A 23,812-nucleotide genomic window follows, 5' to 3' on the forward strand; every position below is an offset into this window, starting at 1 on the left:
GGTTATTTAACATTTAAAAAGTAAAAAATACATTGTAGCAATGAAAACGATGAACAATGTGCAATGTGCAAAAGGGTCACCTCGTCGAAGTGCCTTTAAATTGAACTGGCTCAGGATGGCGTTTCGCTATACAAACGGAACTGATTCTTTCCTTCTTTTTTAGCGAGATACATTGCCATATCTGCCTCATTGACCTTTTCTTCGAGAGATGCCCTATCATTACTAGCCCAATAGCTAAGACCGATGCTCGCTGAGATGCCACACGTTACCTCTCCGAAAAGAAATGGTTTGGATAAGCACTCGATGATACGTTGAGCAATAGGCTCACATCTTGTCGTTTCTCGAACGACGATCAGAAACTCATCGCCCGCAAGACGTGACACCAAATCTCGCCTTGCCACGCAACTCACCAAACGTTGCGCGACAACTTTCAATAGTTGGTCACCAATAGCGTGGCCATACTGGTCGTTCACTGTTTTGAATCCATCCAAATCGATAAACAGAATATGCTGCGATATCCCTAGTTCGTGCTTCTCTTGTAAACGACGCATCGCTTTTGAACGGTTAGCAAGCCCTGTTAGTGGGTCATGATTCGCCTGATAATTTAGACGCTTAAGTTCAAAATCTATTGTTAAATCAGTGAACGAAACCACAAACGCTTCCGCTCTGCCTGTTTCACTCTTCAACACTCGCACTTTCAACTCGCAAGGCATAACGCTTCCCTGATGGCTTTTAAGCTCAACTTGAGTTTTGTAGTGACCCGTTTTTAGTAATCGTAACTTGTCAGCTTTGTTTAATTCAAAAGGCGTCAGGAGTTCTAAAGCTTGTAACGCACCGACTTGACCGAACCACCTTGTTGCTGCGTGGTTTTGGGTTTGAATATTCAACGCTCGGTTTAAAACTAAAATGGCATCTTGGTTTTGGTCAAACATCAAATCAAGCAGCTTACGCCGCTGTTCTGACAACGTTTGATCCGTGATGTCTTGCAGTTGGATCAAACTGCTTTTTTCTGTATCCATCGGATTACAAGAAATCAAATAACGCTTAGTTTTATCTAAGCTACGAAGCTCAATGCCTTTTACTCTTGTGTGCGTATCAATCGCCAACATAATGCGTTCAATTTTAGACAGAGGCTCAAACCGGCTAGTAAGCAATGCATTCACATCTGAATTGATATCGACTCCTTTCATTTCTTTCGATGCGATTGGATTGAAATAAGTGACCTTATAACAAGAAGAAACAACAAGTACGCAACGCTGCATCGCATCTAATGCGCTGTTAATATAACGGTTTTTATCCTCTACTCGCTTTAAAACCTGCGCTACTTGAGACTCACGCTCTGCCAAGCTCATGGTCATTTCATTAAAGCAAGCGGTCAACTTACCGATTTCATCTTGGTGATAAACTGGTAGTGCTTTTCTGATCACCCCAACCCGCCCCATGTGCTCTATTGAACGATGCAGTGACATTAATGGCAATGAAATCAGGGAATGCAGCAGCTTAGCTAATGCCCACGCGCAGATGGAGAGCAGTAAAACGACCACCGCTAATGCGAGCCACATTTTTTGTTCCTTCGTGATTAGGTCCTCAAGCGACACCCAGATTTCGAGTGCGCCGAGCTTTTCATTACCTAACACAACCTCATAATGGCGCATCACCACGCTCAGGTGAGTACACTTCAAGGTTCTTTTTTCCCTCTCACATCCAACAGGAAAATCATCAATAGAGGCTAAGGTCTGGTTATTTTGATTGATAACAAGTGCTGAAATAATGTCGGGATCAAAGCTCAAATTCGCTAGTTGTTCTTTCGCAGCGTATGCATCATCAAACATCAGCGCCGCTTGAAGTGTATTTGCGACACCTTGACCAAGAATATTAATTCTTCGCTCTAGTGCGATTTCTTGCGCCAATACCATATATTGAATGGCCGAAGTACTCAAACCAATGACCATCAAGGTGATTGTAAACCACGTTGGTAACATCATTTTATGACGCAGTGGCAAGCGAGCAAAACGAGAATGAATCATAACTCGTCCTCTGCCAGTATCGATATACTGAGTAATTGCGCTCTTAGTTGAATGCCCGTTGGCGCTATATGACTGCGCGATACCATAGGACGAATACGGTTGTTCTCTTTCACGAAAGCAACCATCCCCCCCATAAGAACAAACCTCTCGCCATTACCGATCAGCAAAGAGTGAGGGAACGACTTTTTCAGCTCCTCTATTTGAATGGTTTCTGCATTCGGGGCATAAAGAATATGACAAGTATTTGGTTCTGCCCCCCTCGAAAGATCAAAAAACCCAGATAACTGCTGCCTACGCGCTACGATACGTTTGAGATGTTCAGCAACAGCGTCGCTCTGCGTCACACAATATTCCATTAGCGAGATAGATTGACTCGTCTTCACCCAATCCGCTAACAATGCAAAGCGATACAAGTAGACCGCTTTTAAATCTGCATCATCATAATGAGCAAAAGCCAATGTTGTACTCAAGAATATCCAGAGAGCGAGTCCGTACTTTAATACAGATACTTTTTCAAAATGCATTACCATCCAACGTATTTCCAATCTAGCGTCAACCAGTACTGAGTTCCATTGGCAAACGCGTTGTAATTGTTGGGAAACTCTTTGCTCTGACTCGCTCCTAGATTCTCTACGGAGGCAATAATCTCCGTCATGTGATTGTATTGCCAACTCAGAGAGGCATCAAAAGACATAACTTCAGGCCAAATGTAGTCTTTGTTCACAACAGAAATAGGATTTAAAGCAGACTCATAATCATTATGCAGTTCTGATTCAGAAACATACTGAGCGCTGACACTTAACCACCACTGCGGCGTGATATCCCACATCACTTGTGCATTAGCAAAGTGGTGCGGCTCGTTTTCAATCATTCGTTTTACTGCATTGTTGCGTGAGCAAATAGGACCTTCACAATGACCAACAATTCGTTTATAGCTATAATTAGCGTTAATTTGAACATTATCAATCGGTTGCCATTTGGCAGCAACCTCCCCACCGAAGCTCTCACTCCAAATTGGATCAATCAACTGAGCGGTATAATGCTCTACAACCGTGCCGGATGTACCGGGAGATGAACCACCAATAATGATGGTTTGTAATGCCGATTCTGTCTTATACACTCGAATATTGTCGTGACGAGTATAAAAGCCACTAATACTAAATTGCAGCCTTTGTTCATCCCAAAAGCGATAGCCAAATTCATAGGTCGAAACCGATTCGACATCTAGGTCGTTATTGCCTTTTGATATGTAGCTGTAGTAATAGTCATAGTGATTGCCATCGCTAAATTGAAGGCTTTCCAAATAATGGTTTTCACGTAGGTGTGTGCTTGACTCCAAGCGTGACGGTGTCACTATAGCTTTCCCCCAACCCGCCCATAATCGTTGATTGTTCGCGAGTTCATAACTCAAACGAACCTGAGGCTGTGGTTCAACATGATGAGTAATATTGTCGTATTGCCAACGACTACCGAGAGTTAATGTGATTCTCTCGTCTAGCGGGATATCCCAGTTAACGTAAAGGCCATAAGATTGGTTAAAAAAATGAGGACTGTCCGATATGCGTAAGTAAGGCATTGTTATTTCATCGTGCTTATCGAAGAGACCAAACTTTTCATCGATTAGACGAATATTGGCACCGACAGTGAACTCCGTCCCCCTAAAATCTGCGAAGGTATAACGTGAGTCTAAATCCGTCCGAAAAAATTGCGCATTGTCATGAGAAATGTCATTGGAGTTATAAGTAAACCAAATTTCATTTTCCCAGCTATCACCGTTTGAACGATCAAAGATATGATGTCCGCCAGCGAAGTATTCTTGCATGGTCATCTCCGTCGCATAAAAATCAAACGGATCGGCACCAGGCATGGCAAAATGAGGCTGGTAATTACCCCAGTTGTAATCTTCACGGGAGCGAGTGCCACCCGCTTGCACACTCAACGTATGTTCATGTTTTTGGAAATCCAATCGGCCGCCAAAGCGCTCTGTATATACGTTAAAGTGTTGGATATGAGCGACGCGGTCCTCATCACTCGTCCAAGGCATATGATCAACAAATTCGCCGTAAATACTGTAGTTCGTATATTCATCAACGTATCCTTGATGATGAAGTTGATATTCACGGTAATCGTAATTTCCGAAGCTTGCCGACACCTTCCCTCTTGCTGAACCTTCTGCTTCTTTGGTAATCACGTTGATGACTCCCGTGACGGCATTCCCACCCCACACCGTTCCTACTGGACCAAGTACAACTTCGATTTGAGCAATATTATCCATACTCACGGGAATTAAGTCCCAATTAACACCGGATGACATTGGGTTGAATACACTACGACCATCCACCATGACCAACATCTTGTTGTTTAATGTTTCATTGTTGCCACGCGCCGTCACTCCCCAGTCGTAGTTGGAATATTTTGCGACATGCAGGCCTGGTGCCAAAGATAACGCATCAGCGACAGAGCGCGCACCAGAGCCTTTAATCTCTTTCGCAGTTATGACGTACACCGAAGCCGGCGTGTCCGCAAGGGATTGAGAGGTGCGTGTAGCCGAAACAACTTTGGTGTCTGCTAATGAGCACAATGGCATTTCAAGTAGAGAATCAAGATCATAGTTAGCAGAAGACGGAGCAACAGCTCCGAACGTGGATGCAATCACGAGGTTTAGCGACAAAAACATAAGGGTATTTCTCAACGTTCGAACACTAGAGGTGGTGCTTAGTGGAGAAGTTCAAACGTTAAATCACAACATATTTATATTATGTTCAGTATACCATTTGTATTTTATGGCTTCATTTTAAACCAATGCTAATTACGCTAAGTTATTTTTGTCGACACGATTAATAAGTGTGACAGGTAATGGAGCTAAAAAATAAAAAAGCGCCTTTCGGCGCTTCACTGGCAATTTTTACTGGGGCTTACTTAACGACGAGCTTTTTAATTCCAAACAGGATCGCCGTACTCTTCACAGCGCTGTTTATTGTAGCTTTCTATGCGCCCACCTCTTCCAACAAACTGCGCCTGTACAATCATTCCCGCATCGATAAATTCGCGTAAGTCATTACATGAAATTTTAAAACTGCTATCCTGAATTACGACAGGCACCCATACGTAGCCTCCGCTACGAGGTAAGTATGACTTGAACACAATTACACCATCATCGGAAACCTCAATCGTGTGATCGTATTCATTCAGTTTGTAGAAACGTTTTCCATCGAGTTCGGCTTTCGCATGTTCTATGGTTTCTTGTGTTGCCGTTGAAACCAGAGTTTGGTTCGGCACGGTCTGACAGCCAACAACCGATGTCGCCGCTGCCAGCATTAAAGTTAATTTAAATTTTTTATTCATTGTATTCTAACCACTGTGGTGCTGTTTATTATTTTGATAAATTATATTATGCGTAAATAGTATTTAAAAGAAAAGCGCCTTTCGGCGTTTATTTCACTGAAAAAATATCCGTATCCTTAATCCCAAGACTCAAACTTATTGGGCTTTACGTGCTTTATTTTTAATCTAACGTTGGGAGCCAGAGCTGTTTCAGTCCCCATTTCACAGAAGTACTCAACAGAATCTTCGTCTTCGGTCATATCAACGGAGTTCGCAACGACACTCAACCGTCCACCACCTCTAGTCAATGAAAAGTACGCATTCTTGTTTTCATTTACTTCAAATTTCAAAGGAATGAATTCAGGTTCTTCAAGAGAAATATCTATCCATTTATAGTTATCTAAACTATTCCCTTGTCGTGAGGTATAAACTGTTTTCAACCCATTTTCGTCAACAACAAAGTACATCGAATTCTCGGCTTAATTAAAACAAGCTTTCAAACTGCCACTTTTATTTTCTAAATCACATGTGAATATGACATAATTTTGTTCGCAACCTGCATTTACAAAAAAACGAGAAGCATAAAAAACTAACCCAAAACATCTATTGTGCTTAATAGGCAAGGATGTCACCTTTAAATTTTTATTCTGAACTTTTTGCATGCGTATAAAACTTAATTTTAATTCTATTATAAGAATGATTTAAACACACCCACTGCTTTTATAAACATGCAAACATTAAGTTCTCAAACCGAAAAAAGAAGCGGACTGTTAGCTGATTTAGTATTAAAACAAACATTCGCATTGCTATTAAAAAGTCCTTTACATTAATCAATATATATTTAGCTATACAAAAAGTTAGCAGAAAAACTATCATATACTATCTAATCTCAACTATGGCTTTGAAATAAATTTCACTCATCATAATTAAAACTAGTCAACTCTTCAGCATCAAGTACAAACTTTCTAATGTAAATAATTCGGTCAAGATAACACTGGCGTTGTAATAGTTGTCCCGCTTGACCACCTTGATAAATTTCAGCATAAATTGCACATGAGTCAGAAGCGACTCTGTACTCTTTTTCTACATTATTAGAAATAATCTTTAAAATTCTATCAATCTCTGAATTGCTTTTATTAGTGTCGAAAACTTTATTGATCAACGACTGGTTAAATACAATTTCCTTGTCAATACAACTAAAAGCCTTATCAATAGAACCAGTGGAGTTATTCGTACACTGCTTGTAGCTATCAGTATAGTCGCTAGCTATCGATGAAAATGAAAAAAGTAATACTAGTAAGCCAAGTAATTTCATTAATTTTCCTCTATAATTGCATTTTGGTCTAAAAGCGCCAACAGTTTAATCTTCTCACTAAGAGCACGTTGTCTTAAACCATCCCACCATGTAGGAGAGCTCTTAAAAAATAAGTGTGTTTTATCATGTTTATAGTTTTGAACAAGCTCAATAATCTCTCTGCTAGAAAGATCAGTTCTTTTGCCAACAGCTCTTGATATTAAAGATGTTCTTGCGCCAAACTGGACGCTAGTTGACCATATCATGTCAAGTATTGCAGCTTCGTTAGTATTTTTAATAATGCCTTCTGAGATAAGCTTATTATAAAGTGGATCAAAATGTGTTTCTTTTATAAACTCGTGCTGTGCATTTCTAAAGCCGACCGCATCACTATTTGCTATACGCTTCCAAGTATCATCAAACGCATCACTACCCACGGTCAACTCACCAAAATGGTCTCTATATTTAGAATTTTTTACAAAACGATGCACAACTTTTAGATTAGACGACAACTGGTAAACACCATATGATTTACCACCATGATCCCCTCTACCTGAGGAAATAACCCCCGGACCTCTTCCACCTGATTCATAAATTTCAGATGTTTTACCCAGTTGCACGACGAGTTTTGGAGATAGCTTGAATAAGCAGAACGGCCAATAATGCCAAAGACTCTTATCACCGCTTAGTTGCAAGTCACCTTGTAAATCCTGCATCCATGAGAACTTATCTGCTCTTTCCAGTTCGAATTGCGAGAAAAGATCAAAGCTCTCCATCACTTGATCGCGCCATGGGGAGTTAAGGTAGTCTTCTTCAGTCACAAAACCGGCCGAGCACTTAATATCTAAAACTTCCTTCGCTATCTGATGGATTGATTCATAAAGACTTCGTGACGATTCTGTATGCCAATCTGTAGGATGTTTCACAATAAATCGCTCAAAGTGCTTACGTTTACCGTCTAAGTATACTTTAGCATCTCGAGCAGTAAACGAAGAGAAGTCTGTTACTTCGTCTTCTGTCACAGATTCAAGTAATTGCTGAATAAACGAATTACTCATATCAATGGCACCGCTACTGTCGGTTCCATCTAGAATAACCAATGGATTTTCTTCCGCATCTTTGGGTGAAATCTGTTTTTTGAAAAATTCTGGCGGCTCCTCAAAAGAAAACATCTCGATATGAACACGATTATCGTCTTTTTTAGTTCCAATTGCATCGTTGCTATACTCGTGCAGTCCCATGTAGCCGATATCTTCCCCAGCTGAAACTTTTATTCCCCCACTGAATAAGATCGGGCGAAAAGAAACCACACTACCGTCCCTAATCATTGCCGCGCTGTCCGACATCCATTTCGGTTCTGAAACTGGCTCAGATAGGACAGCAGAAGAATCTTCCAAAATATCAAAGTCACTATTGAGACCCGAAGCAAACCAAACAATCTTGTTTAACAGTGCTTTCTCTCTATCACTAGACGATTCGCCATTCTCTACCACACGACACTTAATCATTTTGTAGGTGTTTTGGCCGATCTGGTATGGGTGGGTTTCCTTCTCTTCGGCATACAGGTATTCAAGTAATGTTCCTGTAGACATCGACTGCTTTTTTGCACCGGAATTAGTAGGCACATCACTATGTTTGAAAGTGCGTACATTTCTCGCTTCTTGTAAACGGTAACGCGTAGTTATAGATGAATTGGCACCAATATCTGAAGGTGGCGCAAGGTGCATATAAAGTGTATAGAATTTAAAAACATCTTCACTATCTTCAGGGTTTTCTACCTTGTGTTCAATAAGCACAAAGTTATTGCTGTATTTTAATTCTTGATCTCGATAAGTAGTAATTTGGTAATCGGCATGAATCCGAAACGCTACAATTTTACCATCAAGCATCGCTTGAATAGGTCTGAGCCCTTTACCCCAAGGTAGCATTTTTGAGGTTAAGTGAACCCCACTATGCCAGCCGTAACCTTGCCCTATTAAATAACGTCCACTCTTAGCTTGATCAAACAACTTAGTAAAGTCACTGAGCGTATGGTACGCATCACCTTCTCGTTGCGCTATCGGGAAAACTGCATCCATGGTTTATTATCCTAGTCTGAAAAGTTGTCATCAAAAATGACAAACGATGGCCGATTTAGGTTGTTTGATTTCGTGTAAACCACGGCATTTACCCTACCAAGGTTAGTTGCAAAGCCTGATTTTCCTGTGATATTCACGACACTTCCAACGGCCATGGCCGATATAGAAATTAAGATGTCATTTTTACTTTCAAAAATTTGACTAATGACGTCAGGGAGCGCTTGTCTAAAGTGGTTAAGTGCTTTTTTGTAACCGTCTATCCCCTCTTCAACGGAAGTCAACGAACGCGCAGAAGCTTGGCTTTGTATAAAATCTAAACGACCGATAATTTCACTATTTAGCTCATCGATATATGAACAGATTTGATTGTTTATCAACGTCCACAAGACTAACTGCAAATACCTCACGGTATTCCCTGTCCCCAAAAGGCGAAGTTTCGCAAGTAGTTCATAAGGAGGCTCAAACACGTCCGCTTGATATAGAACCCTCAATATGTCGCCATTTTCGTGCACTTGTTCTAACAATAGTTCAACTAGGGATTCGTACTTTTCCAGTGAAGTCGTATCATTTTGAATATGGTAAAGTGCCGAGACATAAGCATCAGAAAAATCTTTTAAATGGTTTTGGCTAATCGCGTAGGGAGAAAGTATACGACTCTGCTCTAGCACGATATCTCTAAAGTCATCGTCACTGAAAGATGGAGACATCAAGATCCCCCAATCATTGGCAACGCCAACACGATCTTCCCAAAACGGTGATCGGCGACCTGCTACAAATGTACAAAAATCATTCGGATCTGGGTAAGTTTCCGTTACAACATTTTCAGCTAACGATTGGTTCGGATTATAAGAATCTTGAGTTTCGCTGAGCACTAACTTGCATTCTTTTAAAGCTAACCCACCGACCGATGCTTTGCCGCTAGAGTCCAAAGCCCCACTACCAATGATAGCTCCAGAAGGCTCGACTAAAGAAAATTGCGCATTAGAATAAGGCATCCCGTTTGGGTACTTGCACTCTATATCCAGCGTATACGTCCCTTCCTGATCTTCCGTAACAGAAATCGATGGGTTTTGTGCGCCGCCAAGACACATAGTATTGGCTTTGTTCATGGTCATTTGGTCAGACAGACGACATACGCCCTTGCCTTCAAACTTAACTGTTGGTGAGGCTGAGATGAATTTCGCTTCGGCTTCTATCGTGCCGGATGAGACACCTTTTTTATCGCCGCCGGCATCACCTGTACTTTTTGAAAACGTACTGCCTTTGATCGCAACACTGTTGCCACCATCCATAGAGATAGTCGTAGTGCCACCAGCAAGGTCTGCCGATTTCGCATTATTGCCATAAGGGATAGGTACGACTGGCTTACCGACCTTCGTTAAACAAACATCAGGGAGCGTTGCATTCGCTTCACCACCTGAGCCTTTATGAACTACCGAAAGTCCATTCGCACCAACTGTTACGCCCATAACCAATCCATTTGAATTTTATTGATTGAATAATAAAAGAGATCGCATATTGCAATCTCTCTAAATGACTAGTGGATTTCACTTAACCGACAGTGACATTCACGATAAAGCTAAAAACTGGCAGGAGATCTCATTTTGAGATCAACTTTTTATCGATACACATCAAGCAATTGCTGAAACTTTAAATCTATAGCGATATACGTTGCGGCATACATGATTGCAAAGGTAATCGCGCTAATACCCAAAATCAGCTTGGGAGAGATCACCCTTTTTAACGGTTTCTTAATGTATTTTGCTTTAAGGTTTACTAAAGAGACTTTCTCTTGCTCTGCTAAGCGATCATCACGCACTAAGCGATAAATGGTATTGCCGATTTCTGCGAGCTTTTCATTACCGCGCTCTTCACGACCGTATTTGCCTTGAAAGCCAAGTTGAAGCAATAAATACAAAAATTCAATAACGTGACGGTACTTGCGAGGATCTGCTTTTAGGCGTTCCAAAATCACGAAGAATTTGTCACCGCCAGAAGTCTCGTTATGGAACTCAGAGAGCAAACTGTTCTGGCTCCAATGGCTATTAGCGCCCCACTCTTGTCGGCAAACCGATTCATCAATCGCAGCACACAAGCAGTAGCGGATGACCAAAATGGAGGCGCGATCCAATTCCATTTCATTGAGCTTACGTTCACCTTTTCGTATCTCGCGAGCCACTTGTTCACGAAATGGCATTGGGTCATCAAGCCAAGGAATTGAGGACATACAAGATAAGCTGGCGATCAACCATGAGAATTGATCAACCAAGGGGTTGATGCCCATGTTTTCAATGTTTAGGTCTTGTACCGCGATATTACGAGACAAGTCAGGCGCTGGCATCACCTCCATCGGTTTGCCAGGCTCTGGTTGGAATAAAACTACGGTGACGTCGGTTTCAGCATAACTCATAGACGAACAGCCCATAGTTGCAATGATAAGTTCGCAAAGTCACCCGCTACGTGGACCGCTATTGCCGCTGTATTTTTCAGTGCCGCCCATTCTTCGCCTGTCTTATCCAGTTCGAAGTAGGTGTAACCTGCATGGTAAGGCAGTGCACGGGGTACAACCGGCATTGGTTTGATCTCGATACCCGGCAGTTGAAGGTTAATCAAGTCACGAATGTTATCGATAGAACCGATCTTGGTTTGGCTAACAAACTGGGTATGCAGAACATCCAAAGTAACATCAGCTTTAACCGCAAGAATAAAGGTTGTGGTATCAATGATCTTGCTGTCTGGAATCGCTGCTGTTCGAATGCCGTAGTTTTGATCTTTTAACGTCAGTGGGATTGCGCGCTGCTCAGACATCACACTCAATGTCATCTTCGCACTATCCAAGGTTCTCAACAGACAGCTGGTTAAGTCACCATGATTGTACTTGGTGAACTCAATTGGTCGACGAGATGCTGAGCACAAGGTTGAAAGCTCACCCTCTGCTTGAAGAAGAGTTCGATAAAAAGACTCTGGATGAACCCCCTCCACGTTAGAAAAATGCCAGAACAAAGGCTCGTATCGGTTGAGCGCTTGTAGCAACATAAAATCTGAAACCGAGGACACGCCTTGCTGATCAACCACACCCAAGCGCTGAACAATGGATTCTGCACGGTGTTTGAGCATGGAGGCAAATTCAGTCGCGAACTTGTTCAGTACAGTTGAAGCGTGAATATCGATACACGTAGGGATAAAGCTTTCGTCTAAGATCACGCTGCCATCTGGCTTCACTTCTGAGATCTTTAGAATTGGAATCGATGTGTAAGCACTCTTATCTTCATGGTCATACATCAAACAGAAGTTAAGCTTACCGACCACAATGTTGGCCATGTCCTCTGAATCATAACAAGCGTCGACTGCCTCCTGGGATTCCATGGTGTAACGAGCGCCGTCTTTCTTTGTACCGAACAATTCAGAGCGCTCAGAAGGCAACGGACAACAAAGGTAGACGACTTTATCGGCAATAGAGGGATCAACGTCTTTCACTTCTGGCAGTTCAGCCAGCAACGGCAGTTCAAAGGGCGTACGGTCTTGAAGGATGCCTTCAGCACGTGTAATACCAATTTTGCCCAGTGCCAACAATTGTGAGTTAATCTCTAAACGCTTAATCCCCCAATGCAAAGGTGATGTATTAGCACTCAGCATGCTCGACAGTTTACTTTGTGAACGATCGAGTTGCTGAAAGTGCTGCGGCTTCATGAACATTCCATCTTGCCAAACAACTGGATTGTATAAAGACATGCTTTTATTCCTTAAAAGTAAACTTGCTCAATGCCGCGAGTGTTGTCAGAGATTAACTCACTGCCTTCTAACTTGAGTTTGATGTAGTACTCGCTCTTCTCTTGAATCACTTCAACTTTGCGCCAAGAGGAGCCGTCAATATCACGAAACGCGACTGAAAATCCGACCGAGCGGGTCTTCGGGTCGAGCTCCAAAAATTCATGGATTTTTTCTCCGGGCTGCATCTGGTATTCGTACCGTTTGATGTATTCATCTCCCAGTGATGCTTTGTCGTTCTCAAACAATGCAAAGAAGTCTAAACTTCGAAACAGCACGGGTGACGTCAATTCATGAATACGCAAGATCACAGGTGAAGACTGACCACCTTCACGAACGTTGAGAACCGAAGAAGCCTCAATCACTAATTCGATCGAGGATGTTTCTGGCGTAATGCCCGTTGATTCTTTTAATTGGTCCCACATGGAGCAAGCGGATAGCAGGGCACATCCGATCAATATGGCAATACTACGCATGGTTTCCCTTAATTGCTTTGGTGTAATTTTTCTTAATCAAACCTTTTAAGGAGGTTTCGTTCATCTGGCGGCGGTTGTTGGCGTAAAACTCAAGATACTCACCCCACAACTTTGATTTTGTGGTGAAAATTGATTTACCCGCAATATCACTTGCAAAGGTGACAGGGTCATTAGTCTCTGATTGCTCAATCAGCAGTTCATTGAGTGCCTTGTTAAACAAAATTTGATGATCGTTTAGCTCATCCAACATCTGCTCTACCAACTCATTTGGAGAGAGTAAGTTTTGGCTGTTGAGTGTTAACATCAATTCAGCTAAGTTGGAATCTGCCTCACTTAGGCCCTGCTCGCCTTTGAGTGATTCAACCTCGCGCAGGTCTTTTTGCAAATTATCGATACACAAACGAAGACACGTTCCCATCTGTTTAAACAACAAGGCTTCATTGCTTATCAGTTCTGGGTTACTGATGCCCAGTCCCTCATAAAATGCTTGACCTATATCAGATGAGTGGGCTGAACTCTCTGCATTTAAAGACTCGTTACTGACAAACCCCACTTGGGTTTCTGTCGGTTTTGTTTCTATCGGATTCGATTGTGCCGACGGTACGAATGCTTGTGTCACCTCTTCCCACTTCTGGCCAAAAGATTCTGGTCTTTGTGCAGCGCTTGATGTCGCTTGACTAATTGGCACTTCAAATTGCGGCGGGACCTGGTCAGCTTGAGGCAAATGCGGCGAAGGTGAAACGGGTTCCGTCTGAATCGCATCTTGTGGTATACGAAACGCTTCTTCTGGAGCGCGAATAGGCTCTTCTGGAATAAAACTAGCCTGTTGCGATTGCTCGCTTGCGACTTCGGCAGGAGCTTCACTTTTGGCGGCACCACCCAGCCAATCTTCTGGAATTAAATTTGGAATATCGAATTCGGAGTGGATGCTGAAGCTGTCATCAACAACTTGTCGTGTATTTTCGATCGGATTAGCCTGCGTCGGATGCGGCTTTTGCTCATCACGGATAAGATGATCATCTTCACGCTGCATCGAAAACTTAAGATGTGCGACAGGATCATCCGTGTCAACGTCATCTTGTTTGGTTTCCATAAACAAGTCTTCTAAAGCACCAATCTTTTCGTCTTCATCTAAGACCGCCTCACCGAGGTTAACTAACGGGTCGTTCGATACACGATCTGGCGCAATATCAGACGCGATGTCTTGCGCTGCGGAAACATGCTCCAGCGAAACACCAATTTCGTACTGACCCAAAGAGATCACATCGCCATCGACAATCGATACCGGTTGGTTCTTTAGTATCTTGTTACCGTTAACCATAGTGCCGTTAGTCGATACGTCACTGATGTAGTAAGTATCACCATATACACTGAGCAGACAGTGTGTGCCAGAAATAAAACGGTTGTGATCGGTCAAAGGTAGCGTACAGCTTGGTGCTCGACCCACTGAGCCACCACCTTCTGGCATTTCAATATGTTTTGCGCCCGTGAATTCCTCGGGGCACTTTGAAATAAATAGGACTAGCTGATGTGTTTGCATTGCTAAACCTTAAAATAATAGGGAAACTGACAGCTCTACCCCACCAATTCCGTCATTAACTACCGGAAGAATGTAGGAAGCTTGAGGGATGATTTGTATGTGCGCATCTGGATTGCTGCCAAGTTTGATTGCCGTTCCAAACGTTACTACTGCGCCAAGTTCAAACTGGTCGATATCTTCCAGCGCTTTGTAACGGTAGCCAGCATGATCGACTTCCCAACGGTTGGAGTACTGAGAGTATCCTAAGGACAGACCCGCTCCGACATAAGGCGTGAAGATACTCCAAGAAGTGAGTGCGTATTGTGGCACGACGCGTAGCTCAAGGTTATTAACTTCTTGATAAACGCCGTTTGCCGGAGCCTCAACCTCTTCTGTCAGATAATTTAGGCCTAACCACCAACGCCATCGGTTGTTGTTTTCATCAATTGGGCGCGTGTGTACCAAGCCATAACGTAAAGCGTCTTGATCACCGCTGGTACCTTCGTCATAGTCGTGGCTTTCCATCATAAGCATGTTGACTGAGCCGCCATAACGTTCCCCTTTAGCAACCGCAAAAGTAGAAAACAAACACATGGCCGAGATTAACCCAACTTGACTTGGTTTTAGCATTTCATCCCTCTTAGAAAACCTTTTAATAATATTCAGTGGCGAAAGATATCAAGTCTCTTTTCTTTTTCAATATGCTAAAAATTAGCCCCATCAAATAAGATAAAACACCTACAAATTAAAACCTTTTCACTAGTGATATCTTCATTTGAACGGCTGATGCTATTCTTTAAAAATTAAAAACCGCCATACAATCTAAATTAGATATAGCTTTATTAGAAATGAAAACATTCATAATGCGAATGTAATATCTATACAAGTCAACAGAAACACCAAACCAAACACATACAAATATCACATAGTTTTAACAATCTGATTTATCTCGCAAATACTTAAGTAAAAAGATTGTTGATACAAAAATCAAAAAGAGTATAAACCGCTATTATCTCAACTTTTTTTGAGACACAAGTCACTTATATAGAAATTTAAATACTCAATATGAGCTTGAATTATGTGAACGAAGATCACAGTAAGTTAAATTATACTGATTTAGATATTATTTATTATTCAATTAATCTCTTTTACCTTTAAAATCCAAAAAAAAAAATGTTAGCACCATCTTTAGTATGTATGAATGAATGATGGTTTACTACTTTTCACATAATCAGTTGGAATTGGAAAATATGTTTTTCAGCGACTTCGCTAGAAGGCCGATCGATGAAAGTAATCCAAGCGGCTTAAACCCTAATGGCTTAGATGATTTTGACGAAATAAAGCGCCAAATAAACAACCTGAATAAAGTAACTGGTCGAGTATCATGGAAAACCGTTCAGACACTGTCTAAAAAAATACTCAGTACCCGGGGTAAAGACTTTCGTTGTAGCTGTTACTTCACGGTAGCTGCAACTCACAACGAAGGTCTCAAAGGCCTAGTTGAAGGCTTGAACTCTCTGCTCGATTTATGTGTTGTTTACTGGTACACCGCCTACCCGGAGCACACAAAAGCGAATGCCCGTATCAGTGCCATCGAGTGGATGATCGAATACACTGAAAAGCGAATTAACAAGCATCGCGCCTTGCCTGAGGAGCTGCCTCTTATCGAGGCCGCGCATCAGCTGTGTCTGCGTATAGAAGAAGAACTCCGCCTTCACTACGCGATTAAAGCGCCTTCCTTTGGTCGTATTAGACGGATATTGAATCAGTGGATTGAAGAAATAAAAGAAACAAAAGCAAAAGAAGCCAGGGCATTAGAGAACAAAAAAGTAAAATCAGAAACACCACCGGATCAAGTTGGCATCAAGGTGAATATTGCACCACCGCCAAAAAAAGAAACCCAGAAAAGTCGGCAGATTCAAGAGGCTGAAGTTGTAACCAAGTCTAGTCGCGCTGTTATTTATTCTGTTGTTGGATTGCTTGTTGCCGCTTTTGCTTCCCACTTTATTTACAAGCAACACAACTATCAAAACCTAAAGAGTGATATTGAGCAATCATCATTCACCCAGCTCTCTACGATCGTCGATTCATTGAACTTTGAGAACAAAGAGTATCGTCTTTCTTTACGCTCTGTCACCGTCGAACGGCTCGATGAATTAATGACAGATTGGACAACTGACCCTGTAAAAGTCAGCCAAGTAAATACAATCGATAAACTGACAGCCGAATTAACAGATCTTTACCCTGATTCATCCTCCGCGAAACAACTTCGTGAGAATTTTTTAGATAAACGTTCTCGTTTCGAAAATGAATTCGATGCCATATACAAACGTTTTGCTTATGCTAGGACAGTTTTTGCGAACGTCGCAAAACAGAATACTGACAAGGAGTCAAAGAAAGCGTATGAATATAGCAATTCGTTGTTCCCACTTCTTGGGCGAATCGAATACGCAGAAAAAAATGCGCAGCAAAAGGAAATTGAACGCTCCCTCCTTTTACTGAACACCTACCTATATAAAATCAATCAGTTGCAAGCTGAAACCAGCGACAATAAATAACATTACAATTAAAGAATTATAGGCTTATGTTCAAACAAAAAATACTAAGAAACCCAATCGTTGTTTCTACCATAGTGGCTTTGGTATTAGCTGCAATCGTGACAGCGGTATATTCATTCTTACTTGAGGATACTGATAGACTGTATCTATGGGTTGGCCTTGGCATCATTTCTGCATTTTATCTGATGTTCCAGCTGTCGCTTTGGTTTAAGAAAAAGAACAACTCGAAAGCACAACAGTTGGAAACTGAAGAAGAAGCACTCTCTATGGTTATCCGCCCTCTCCTTTCCAATTCGGGAAAGAAACCAATTTATCTTATGATTGGAAATAAAGGGTCAGGCCGACGCCAATTTTTGTTTAATTCTAGTGCTATCAAACCCATGGATCGCTCTCGTACAGCAAAAAACGATTTTTTTGAATGGTATGAGTCTGACAGCGCCGTTTATGTCAAACCTGATCAGCGCTTGGTATTCCAAGAGGTATCCAGTAGCGACGCTTCATTGTGGAATACGTTTGTTGATGAAGTTATTCGCCACCGTCCAAGAAAACCATTTTCTGGATGCTTATTTTTCACAGACTTTGAGTTCATGATCGTATCTGAACCGGAGCAAAAAGATTACACCATCACAACCCTTTTGCAGCGCTTGAGCTCCATAAGTGAAAAAACGCATTCAGCACTGCCAGTTTATCTCATGATGTCCAAGCTCGATAAACTTGATGGCTTCAAAGAATACGTGCATTTCAGCTCGTTAAAAACTCGTGTCGAATTCCTTTCTATTCCACTAAAAGAAGCGAAAGGGGTCATCACTGAGTATTACCGCGACGGCTACCGCAATTTAGTGACAGTACTTGAAAGCAACGCTTTGGACGCATCTGCGAACTCGACAGACATCGACGAAAAACAAGCAATTCTCTCTTTCCCAAAGCAGTTCGAGCTTTGCCAAGCCGAAATCAGTTACGTGCTTGAACGCCTTTGCGATGCGAACAGTGGTACTTACTCGCTTGACATTCGTGAGATATTCTTCTGCTCTAGCTTACAAGGTGGTAGAAAATACAATTTGCTCGCAAAAAGCTGTAGCAATTACTTTAACTTACCGATCATTGCATCAGAGCACACGCAACTGACAGAAACGCCTTTCTTCTCACGCTTCCTGATTGATTCTCAGATACTTCCTGAGAGTGATTTTGCGGGCGAAAACAAGACATACTTGCGCCTAATCCAGCGCCAAAGTCATTTGGCTATGTTTGCTTCTGTTATTCTCTTGGGTGGTGGGACCTACTTTTTCGTCAACACGCTAGACAGTAATTTACGTGTTATGAATCAATTACTTGGTATTGATGACGTAAGCCAAATCGAACAAAATGCCAGCTTCAATCAACTTCTGGTTAACGCAACTCGCGCTATTCAACCTTCGTATAGTGCATGGCTGGAAGGGTCTCGAGCACTGGATGACGAACTGATGCCGCTGAACATCAGTCGCCTGGACCAAAGTACCCGTCTGGCGTATGAAGCACTTCTTAAAGAAGTGGCACAACAGCTGATGCCTGTGGTCGAGAGAGGCTACCGTCTGGAATTGACGCAAAATCAAGATAACATTGCCGCTGCCCTACCATTACTGAAAGGCTACCTAATGCTGAAAGATCGTTCAAAGCGTGACATTCAGTTCCTACGTCGCCAAACGCTGCAAACACTCAACCATCTGAGCGATAAGCCAGAAGTCGTAAGTCAAGCAATGCGTTATTTAGATGCTTACTTCCGCACCGAGTTTGCTCCTGTCAATATCAACATGGATATTGTTCGTGCTACTCGACGCTCATTACTGGCAAACTCTAACGTAGATCTTGTTTACGCCGGTATTTTGAATCAAGCCGATGCCATCGATCTTGGTACGCTTGATCTTCAACGCGCAGTAGGGTTCGAGTTCAACAACGTGTTTAACGAGCCGCTAGACGACAACCGCCTAGTGATTGACAAAGTCTACACATCAACGGGTTTTAGCACCTTCTATCGCCCTCGTGTGGACTTGATGTCACAGCAAGTGATCAGCGATAACTGGGTACTTGGTTTGTCTAACCACGTGATTCCAACCAAGCAAGAACAAGACACGTTTAAAACTCAGGTACGCAAAAAATACACCGATGACTACATTAGCTACTGGCGTAACGCTTTAGGTGAATTGAAGGTTCAGCACTACAGTAATGTCGGCGACTTAACCAATGCTATTGACCTGATTTCTGGCCCATCTTCACCAATGACCACGGTGCTGAAACAGGTGTACACAAATACCCAGTTCTCTCCAGTGGGTGAAAAAACCGAGTTAATTGCCAATGTAAACCCTAAACTAGCGGAATTAGCAGACACAGCGTCAGAAGCGGTTGAAGAAGTCGTAAAACCAGACTACCTATTGATGAAGCGTGTTGAACAAGCTTTTCACTTGTTAAACCAACTTCAAATCAGTGAAACCCCGAACTCCCCTACACCATGGGATGAAACCATTGCAGCGTTGAGCCGAGTTCGAACTTACATGAAAGACATCGCCGACGCACCAGACCCGCAAATGGCAGCACTGGCGGCGGCACAACACCGAATGAACAGTACCGAAGCGGATCCACTTATCAAACTTAAGCAAATCGCGCAGAAGTCTCCAGAGCCTGTCCGCAGTTGGTTGCTTGATGTGGTACAGCAGAGCTGGTCAGTAATGATTGTAGAGTCTGCAAAAGGGATTCAAACCCAGTGGTACAGTGAAATTTACACCAAGTTCAAGGAATTAGGACTAGGTAAATACCCATTTGATCTAAACGCCAAAGAAGAGATTTCAATTGAGGATTTCGAATTGCTGTTTGCATCAGGTGGTTTGCTAGACACATTTATCAAAAAGAATTTCGCACCCTTCTACGATACAAACTTGTGGAAACCAAAGCAGGTAGATGGCGAGACAATGCCGCTATCGCCTGCCCTATTGGTCCAATTGCGCAATTACAACGTTATCCGAGATACGTTGATCAATAAGAGCACAAACCGAGTTTCTATCCCGTTCAGTGCGAAAGTGTTAGACCTTGATTCTAGTGCTATCCGAGCCAGTCTGAAAATCTCAGATACGGACATCAACTACTATCATGGTCCGAGCCGAATTCGTGAGATGGAGTGGCCTCCGCAAAATGGTGACTTCAACATTAATATCACGATCCAAGATGTGACAGACGAGGGCAAACAACATGTTCTTAATAAGAGTGGTCAATGGGCGATATACAGATTGCTAGGTGATTCGACCCTGACAAACACTCATAACGGTAGCTTCGTCAGTGACATAAAAGTGTCAGGAAGGGATTTGAGCATTCGCATCACCCCTTTGACACAGAAAAACCCTTTCACTCTTGCCGAGTTGTACAACTTTACACTCCCAGAGTCGATTTAATAACAATATAAAAACCATAATAGGCAGAACACATGATTTCAAACATGACTTTACAAGGCTTAGACAAGTTAGACCGCAAAATACTATCCAGTCTGTTATCCAACGGACGGGAGTCGATTGCGAATCTATCTCGAAACATCGGTTTGTCTCGCACCGCAGTTGCAGAAAGAATCAATAGGCTGGAAAAAACAGGGATTATCAAGGGCTATACCGCTCAGATCCGCGTTGAAAATGAGGGTAGAAAAGCGGCCAGTTACTTGCTGATCTCTTGTGAGAAGGGCAAGAAAAATGAAGTAACAAGTGCTCTCAAAGAAATTCCAGAAGTTAGGTTGACAAGCGTTGTAGGTGGTAGCTTCGATATTATTGCTCTCATCGAAGCACCTGACCTACAGTCTATCCATCACCTATGTAATGAAATTGAATCTTTCAGCGGCATTCAGAAACTAGACACAACGGTTGTTCTCCACCAACCAATCAGTCGATAAGTTTTCTAGGCTCCTGCCGAATATTCTTGTCAGACTAAAAAGCCGCGAGTTCATCGCGGCTTTTTTCGTATGGTATTTCAATATTTTATGCCATATTTTAATGAAATGTCGCTTTAGATGCTGCCGATAACACGTATCTTCGCATCTTTGCCACTTGGGCTACCAAGCCAAAATGTCTGACCTAACTGGTTCCCCTCGCCATAACCGAGTTGGTTATCTGGAATAGAATCAAGGTTCACGGTCAGCTTCAGGTCCCAAGCCATCGGATCGCGTAAAATAAAGCGCATTAACCCCACCAGCGTTTTATGTAACTCACCATCGTAAGAAAACTGCTTAAACGTTTCAAAATCAATGTTATCGATGCACAAATTAAATTTGCCATTCAAATCCACGATACTCTGACCCAAATGCAAACTACGCCCTAGGACACAATTGGCACGGTTTAATTCGTTACGCTGGCTCTCGGCGATTTCGACCCGGCGATAAACCCATTCTTCGATTCGTACATTCGGTAGCGAAAAGTAATGCGAAACAATACCAGAGATCAGTTTAGGTGAGCGGGTACGTGTAGACAGTTGATTGACGTAAGAAAGGATCTTCGCTCGATCCAACTCAGCAACGTCACAATCTTGCATTACACTGGACAAGCCGGCTAGATGCAGAATTCGCCCTGAAAAGGCATCACTTGCGCCACTTTGATACTGCACGTGATAGCGGTATTTCTTCCATACACGGTACAGCAAACTGGTATAACGATTGTGAAAGAAATCGAAGAAATCTTTTACCGGATTGTCATCTGGATCACGCCCAGCAAGTTTCTCGGTGTAAGCTGCTGGCAGTGGCGAGCTTGAGCCATGTAGCCCCAAGAAGTTGGTCTCAACGCGGGTGTACTGCTGCCCGTTTCTTTCCATGTGAGTGATGAACTCCATGTCACTCTTCGGAAAAGACAGACTCGGCGACACACTAAATTCAATGCGCTCTTGGTGAAAGTACTTGTTCTCACCCACCGCGACAAAATTAGAATTTGGCTCAAGCTGATAGTGCTTCTCAAGCAGCAATACCGCTTGATAGAAGCTAAACTCATACGATTTATCAGTAAGTGTTGTAATCATAGAATCGTCTGTTGCCCAATCAGGCTTGCCCAGTTGTACACTTCACCCGTTGCATCATCAAACACCTCTAATTCAGTGAAGGAGTTTACACTTGAATACAAGCGGATGAATTCATTAAGTACTGTCGCCATGAGAAACATGTCGCCCTCATTGACGAAAAACTTAGAATTGGTGACTAACTTGAATTGATTACCACGAACAGACACACCACGGAATACACGATCAATTGGTTTCATCTCAGACGAGATAATACCATCAAGTCGGTGAATCGATGCGCGGTGCGCTTGTCTGTCGACGCGAGAATGAAAGTCATACGTTGAGAGCAGCACCTTCAACACATCAATGTTTGCCAGAGACAGGTAATTGAGCGACATATTGGCAATCAGCTGCCATTGAAGCTCACCGTTTACCTGTGGGCTTACCGATTGTGTCGGCTTGGTGATATTTTTAAATGTCGCGTATGTAGGTGATTTATGGGTTGCATAAGTGATGTCGCCAACCGAAAGGCGTTCTGCCAAATCGGCATTGCTGCATTGCAGTTTCATGAGCACAGTTTCTGTCCCAAGATCCGCAACATCGTTGTTGTGCGTGTGGAAAGAGATATAACGCTCCAACCCCCTGCCGCTGACCCGTTCAGCTACCTTCGATTTGTAAAACTCTCTCTTATCACGCTGGTTGATTTGGTGCTCGAATGATTCGAATTCGATAAGCGGCTTGCGTCGACGTTCGTCTTTGCTCCAACTTTCTACTTTTTCAATCGAATACACTTCAAAATGCTCTTGCGTGTTGCTCTGAGGTCTTACTTTGTATTCATTACGACGGTGCTCCAAACGAATTGGATCGCCGTCTTTTTCAAATAGATTCACCACTGGCGTACAATGTAATCTAACGTGCTTGTCTTTAAGCACGACCTCAGATGGTAATGCGCGCTTAAAGTAAAATTTAATATTGACGGTACTGCGCTGCGGAATCCCTTTTAACCACTCAAAGCCGTTAATATCAAAGAACATAAACTTATCGGGTAAAGAGAAAAACTCTTGCAACAAACGGTAACCTGCGAACGAATTTTTGCTGTAAGGCAGGAGCGCCTCGTTTTCTTCGTGCCCTACTGGCTTAATATACTCCGGCCCTAGTCGGTGCTTGTAGCCGCCACCGACATCAAGTTCAATGTAATCTAAATAGCGGAACAGCCACAAGAAGACGGTACGAGTAATATGTATCTCACCATGCAAATGCAAACGCAGCGTGTCCAGACCAATGCGAGATAGCTCAAGACCATTCTCGGTTGACAGCGTGAGATCAATCGTTGAACTGGTGCGACTGTTGGTTTGTTCAATATTGGTGATCGTGATTGGGTATAGGTTCACATCGTAACAAGTACGGAACAGGCATTGCGTACCCTCTACCTGTTCGCTGGCCATTTCCGCGCCACGTTTTACCACTGTTTTCTCAGTCACACTTCCGGTATGCGGTTTTAGCTCACTGATACACAAAGACGGTATCGAACGCATGTAATGCGGCCACAGCAAGGTCATCAAAGACTGAGTTAGTTCTGGCAGTTCATCGTCGATCTTCTCTCGAATGCGTCCAGTTAGAAAAGCGAAACCTTCCAGCAGTCGCTCGACATCTGGGTCAAAGGTTCCTTCAGAGAGAAAGTGCGTTAACTTCGGATGATATTTGGCGAACTCACTACCCGACTCGCGCAAATACGTGAGTTCATCTTGAAAGTATTTACTGTTACTCAAGTGGCACCTA

The 23,812-nt window shown here is 42.7% G+C and carries 18 protein-coding genes; 3 read left to right on the plus strand and 15 right to left on the minus strand.

Annotated elements, in window-relative coordinates:
• Window positions 1-110: 110 nt before the first annotated feature.
• The 13 genes from AND4_RS06980 to AND4_RS07040 all read right to left on the minus strand — a co-directional run bounded on the left by AND4_RS06980 (window position 111) and on the right by AND4_RS07040 (window position 15,116).
• Complete coding sequence (locus AND4_RS06980) at window positions 111-2,027, minus strand: diguanylate cyclase (protein ID WP_009842240.1); 1,917 nt, start codon at window positions 2,025-2,027, stop codon at window positions 111-113.
• Complete coding sequence (locus AND4_RS06985) at window positions 2,024-2,551, minus strand: YfiR family protein (protein ID WP_043991545.1); 528 nt, start codon at window positions 2,549-2,551, stop codon at window positions 2,024-2,026. Before AND4_RS06985 ends, AND4_RS06980 begins: the two co-directional genes overlap by 4 nt.
• The gene (locus tag AND4_RS06990; RefSeq protein WP_009842242.1) at window positions 2,551-4,704 is read right to left on the minus strand and encodes a TonB-dependent receptor; all 2,154 of its coding nucleotides are present in this window, start codon (window positions 4,702-4,704) and stop codon (window positions 2,551-2,553) included. Before AND4_RS06990 ends, AND4_RS06985 begins: the two co-directional genes overlap by 1 nt.
• Before the next feature lie 257 nt (window positions 4,705-4,961).
• Entirely contained in the window at window positions 4,962-5,372 is a 411-nt protein-coding gene (locus AND4_RS06995; protein WP_009842243.1) for a hypothetical protein, read from the minus strand.
• A 116-nt stretch (window positions 5,373-5,488) separates the two neighbouring features.
• Window positions 5,489-5,818, minus strand: coding sequence for a hypothetical protein (locus AND4_RS07000; protein WP_009842244.1), 330 nt, complete (start codon window positions 5,816-5,818; stop codon window positions 5,489-5,491).
• Window positions 5,819-6,264: 446 nt separating this feature from the next.
• On the minus strand, window positions 6,265-6,666 hold the full coding sequence (locus tag AND4_RS07005; protein WP_009842245.1) for a hypothetical protein: 402 nt from the start codon (window positions 6,664-6,666) through the stop codon (window positions 6,265-6,267).
• Window positions 6,666-8,723: a hypothetical protein gene (locus tag AND4_RS07010; RefSeq protein ID WP_009842246.1), complete on the minus strand. Its 2,058-nt coding sequence runs from the start codon at window positions 8,721-8,723 to the stop codon at window positions 6,666-6,668. Before AND4_RS07010 ends, AND4_RS07005 begins: the two co-directional genes overlap by 1 nt.
• An 11-nt stretch (window positions 8,724-8,734) precedes the next feature.
• Window positions 8,735-10,192, minus strand: coding sequence for a DUF4150 domain-containing protein (locus AND4_RS07015; protein ID WP_009842247.1), 1,458 nt, complete (start codon window positions 10,190-10,192; stop codon window positions 8,735-8,737).
• A 149-nt stretch (window positions 10,193-10,341) separates the two neighbouring features.
• Window positions 10,342-11,133: a type IVB secretion system protein IcmH/DotU gene (icmH, locus tag AND4_RS07020; protein WP_009842248.1), complete on the minus strand. Its 792-nt coding sequence runs from the start codon at window positions 11,131-11,133 to the stop codon at window positions 10,342-10,344.
• Complete coding sequence (gene tssK / locus AND4_RS07025) at window positions 11,130-12,455, minus strand: type VI secretion system baseplate subunit TssK (RefSeq protein WP_009842249.1); 1,326 nt, start codon at window positions 12,453-12,455, stop codon at window positions 11,130-11,132. The genes icmH and tssK overlap by 4 nt, the downstream gene beginning before the upstream one ends.
• An 11-nt stretch (window positions 12,456-12,466) precedes the next feature.
• A complete protein-coding gene (gene tssJ, locus AND4_RS07030) occupies window positions 12,467-12,967 on the minus strand; it encodes a type VI secretion system lipoprotein TssJ (protein WP_009842250.1) in 501 nt (166 codons plus the stop codon).
• Window positions 12,960-14,507 carry an FHA domain-containing protein gene (locus AND4_RS07035; protein WP_009842251.1) on the minus strand — a complete coding sequence of 516 codons (1,548 nt, stop codon included), beginning with the start codon at window positions 14,505-14,507 and terminating at the stop codon, window positions 12,960-12,962. The genes tssJ and AND4_RS07035 overlap by 8 nt, the downstream gene beginning before the upstream one ends.
• Before the next feature lie 9 nt (window positions 14,508-14,516).
• Window positions 14,517-15,116, minus strand: coding sequence for a hypothetical protein (locus AND4_RS07040; protein ID WP_009842252.1), 600 nt, complete (start codon window positions 15,114-15,116; stop codon window positions 14,517-14,519).
• Between the two features lie 620 nt (window positions 15,117-15,736).
• On the opposite strand from AND4_RS07040, the gene AND4_RS07045 reads away from it, so the two are divergent.
• Genes AND4_RS07045 through AND4_RS07055 form a run of 3 tightly spaced genes read left to right on the plus strand, consistent with a single transcriptional unit; the run spans window position 15,737 to window position 20,945 of the window.
• Window positions 15,737-17,044 (plus strand): type VI secretion system ImpA family N-terminal domain-containing protein, encoded by a 1,308-nt coding sequence (locus tag AND4_RS07045; protein WP_043991546.1) that lies wholly within the window; start codon window positions 15,737-15,739, stop codon window positions 17,042-17,044.
• 26 nt (window positions 17,045-17,070) lie between these two features.
• Window positions 17,071-20,460: a type VI secretion system membrane subunit TssM gene (tssM, locus tag AND4_RS07050; RefSeq protein ID WP_009842254.1), complete on the plus strand. Its 3,390-nt coding sequence runs from the start codon at window positions 17,071-17,073 to the stop codon at window positions 20,458-20,460.
• Window positions 20,461-20,492: 32 nt separating this feature from the next.
• The gene (locus AND4_RS07055) at window positions 20,493-20,945 is read left to right on the plus strand and encodes an Lrp/AsnC family transcriptional regulator (RefSeq protein ID WP_009705245.1); all 453 of its coding nucleotides are present in this window, start codon (window positions 20,493-20,495) and stop codon (window positions 20,943-20,945) included.
• A gap of 113 nt (window positions 20,946-21,058) precedes the next feature.
• On the opposite strand, the gene tssG is transcribed toward AND4_RS07055, so the two are convergent.
• The gene (tssG, locus tag AND4_RS07060) at window positions 21,059-22,057 is read right to left on the minus strand and encodes a type VI secretion system baseplate subunit TssG (protein WP_009842255.1); all 999 of its coding nucleotides are present in this window, start codon (window positions 22,055-22,057) and stop codon (window positions 21,059-21,061) included.
• Window positions 22,054-23,802, minus strand: coding sequence for a type VI secretion system baseplate subunit TssF (tssF, locus tag AND4_RS07065; RefSeq protein ID WP_009842256.1), 1,749 nt, complete (start codon window positions 23,800-23,802; stop codon window positions 22,054-22,056). The genes tssG and tssF overlap by 4 nt, the downstream gene beginning before the upstream one ends.
• Window positions 23,803-23,812 lie beyond the last annotated feature (10 nt).

It is taken from the genome of Vibrio sp. AND4 (genome assembly GCF_000171815.1).
Classification (GTDB): domain Bacteria; phylum Pseudomonadota; class Gammaproteobacteria; order Enterobacterales; family Vibrionaceae; genus Vibrio.

Excerpts from the sequence above, each read along its gene's own strand:
- AND4_RS06980 (WP_009842240.1), bottom strand. The coding sequence starts at position 2,027 with ATGATTCATTCTCGTTTTGCTCGCTTGCCACTGCGTCATAAAATGATG.
- tssG (WP_009842255.1), bottom strand. The coding sequence starts at position 22,057 with ATGATTACAACACTTACTGATAAATCGTATGAGTTTAGCTTCTATCAA.
- AND4_RS07035 (WP_009842251.1), bottom strand. The coding sequence starts at position 14,507 with ATGCAAACACATCAGCTAGTCCTATTTATTTCAAAGTGCCCCGAGGAA.
- tssK (WP_009842249.1), bottom strand. The coding sequence starts at position 12,455 with ATGTCTTTATACAATCCAGTTGTTTGGCAAGATGGAATGTTCATGAAG.
- AND4_RS07005 (WP_009842245.1), bottom strand. The coding sequence starts at position 6,666 with ATGAAATTACTTGGCTTACTAGTATTACTTTTTTCATTTTCATCGATA.
- icmH (WP_009842248.1), bottom strand. The coding sequence starts at position 11,133 with ATGAGTTATGCTGAAACCGACGTCACCGTAGTTTTATTCCAACCAGAG.
- AND4_RS06990 (WP_009842242.1), bottom strand. The coding sequence starts at position 4,704 with ATGTTTTTGTCGCTAAACCTCGTGATTGCATCCACGTTCGGAGCTGTT.
- AND4_RS06995 (WP_009842243.1), bottom strand. The coding sequence starts at position 5,372 with ATGAATAAAAAATTTAAATTAACTTTAATGCTGGCAGCGGCGACATCG.
- AND4_RS07015 (WP_009842247.1), bottom strand. The coding sequence starts at position 10,192 with ATGGGCGTAACAGTTGGTGCGAATGGACTTTCGGTAGTTCATAAAGGC.
- AND4_RS07000 (WP_009842244.1), bottom strand. The coding sequence starts at position 5,818 with ATGTACTTTGTTGTTGACGAAAATGGGTTGAAAACAGTTTATACCTCA.
- AND4_RS07040 (WP_009842252.1), bottom strand. The coding sequence starts at position 15,116 with ATGCTAAAACCAAGTCAAGTTGGGTTAATCTCGGCCATGTGTTTGTTT.
- AND4_RS06985 (WP_043991545.1), bottom strand. The coding sequence starts at position 2,551 with ATGCATTTTGAAAAAGTATCTGTATTAAAGTACGGACTCGCTCTCTGG.
- AND4_RS07055 (WP_009705245.1), top strand. The coding sequence starts at position 20,493 with ATGATTTCAAACATGACTTTACAAGGCTTAGACAAGTTAGACCGCAAA.
- tssJ (WP_009842250.1), bottom strand. The coding sequence starts at position 12,967 with ATGCGTAGTATTGCCATATTGATCGGATGTGCCCTGCTATCCGCTTGC.
- tssM (WP_009842254.1), top strand. The coding sequence starts at position 17,071 with ATGTTCAAACAAAAAATACTAAGAAACCCAATCGTTGTTTCTACCATA.
- AND4_RS07045 (WP_043991546.1), top strand. The coding sequence starts at position 15,737 with ATGTTTTTCAGCGACTTCGCTAGAAGGCCGATCGATGAAAGTAATCCA.
- AND4_RS07010 (WP_009842246.1), bottom strand. The coding sequence starts at position 8,723 with ATGGATGCAGTTTTCCCGATAGCGCAACGAGAAGGTGATGCGTACCAT.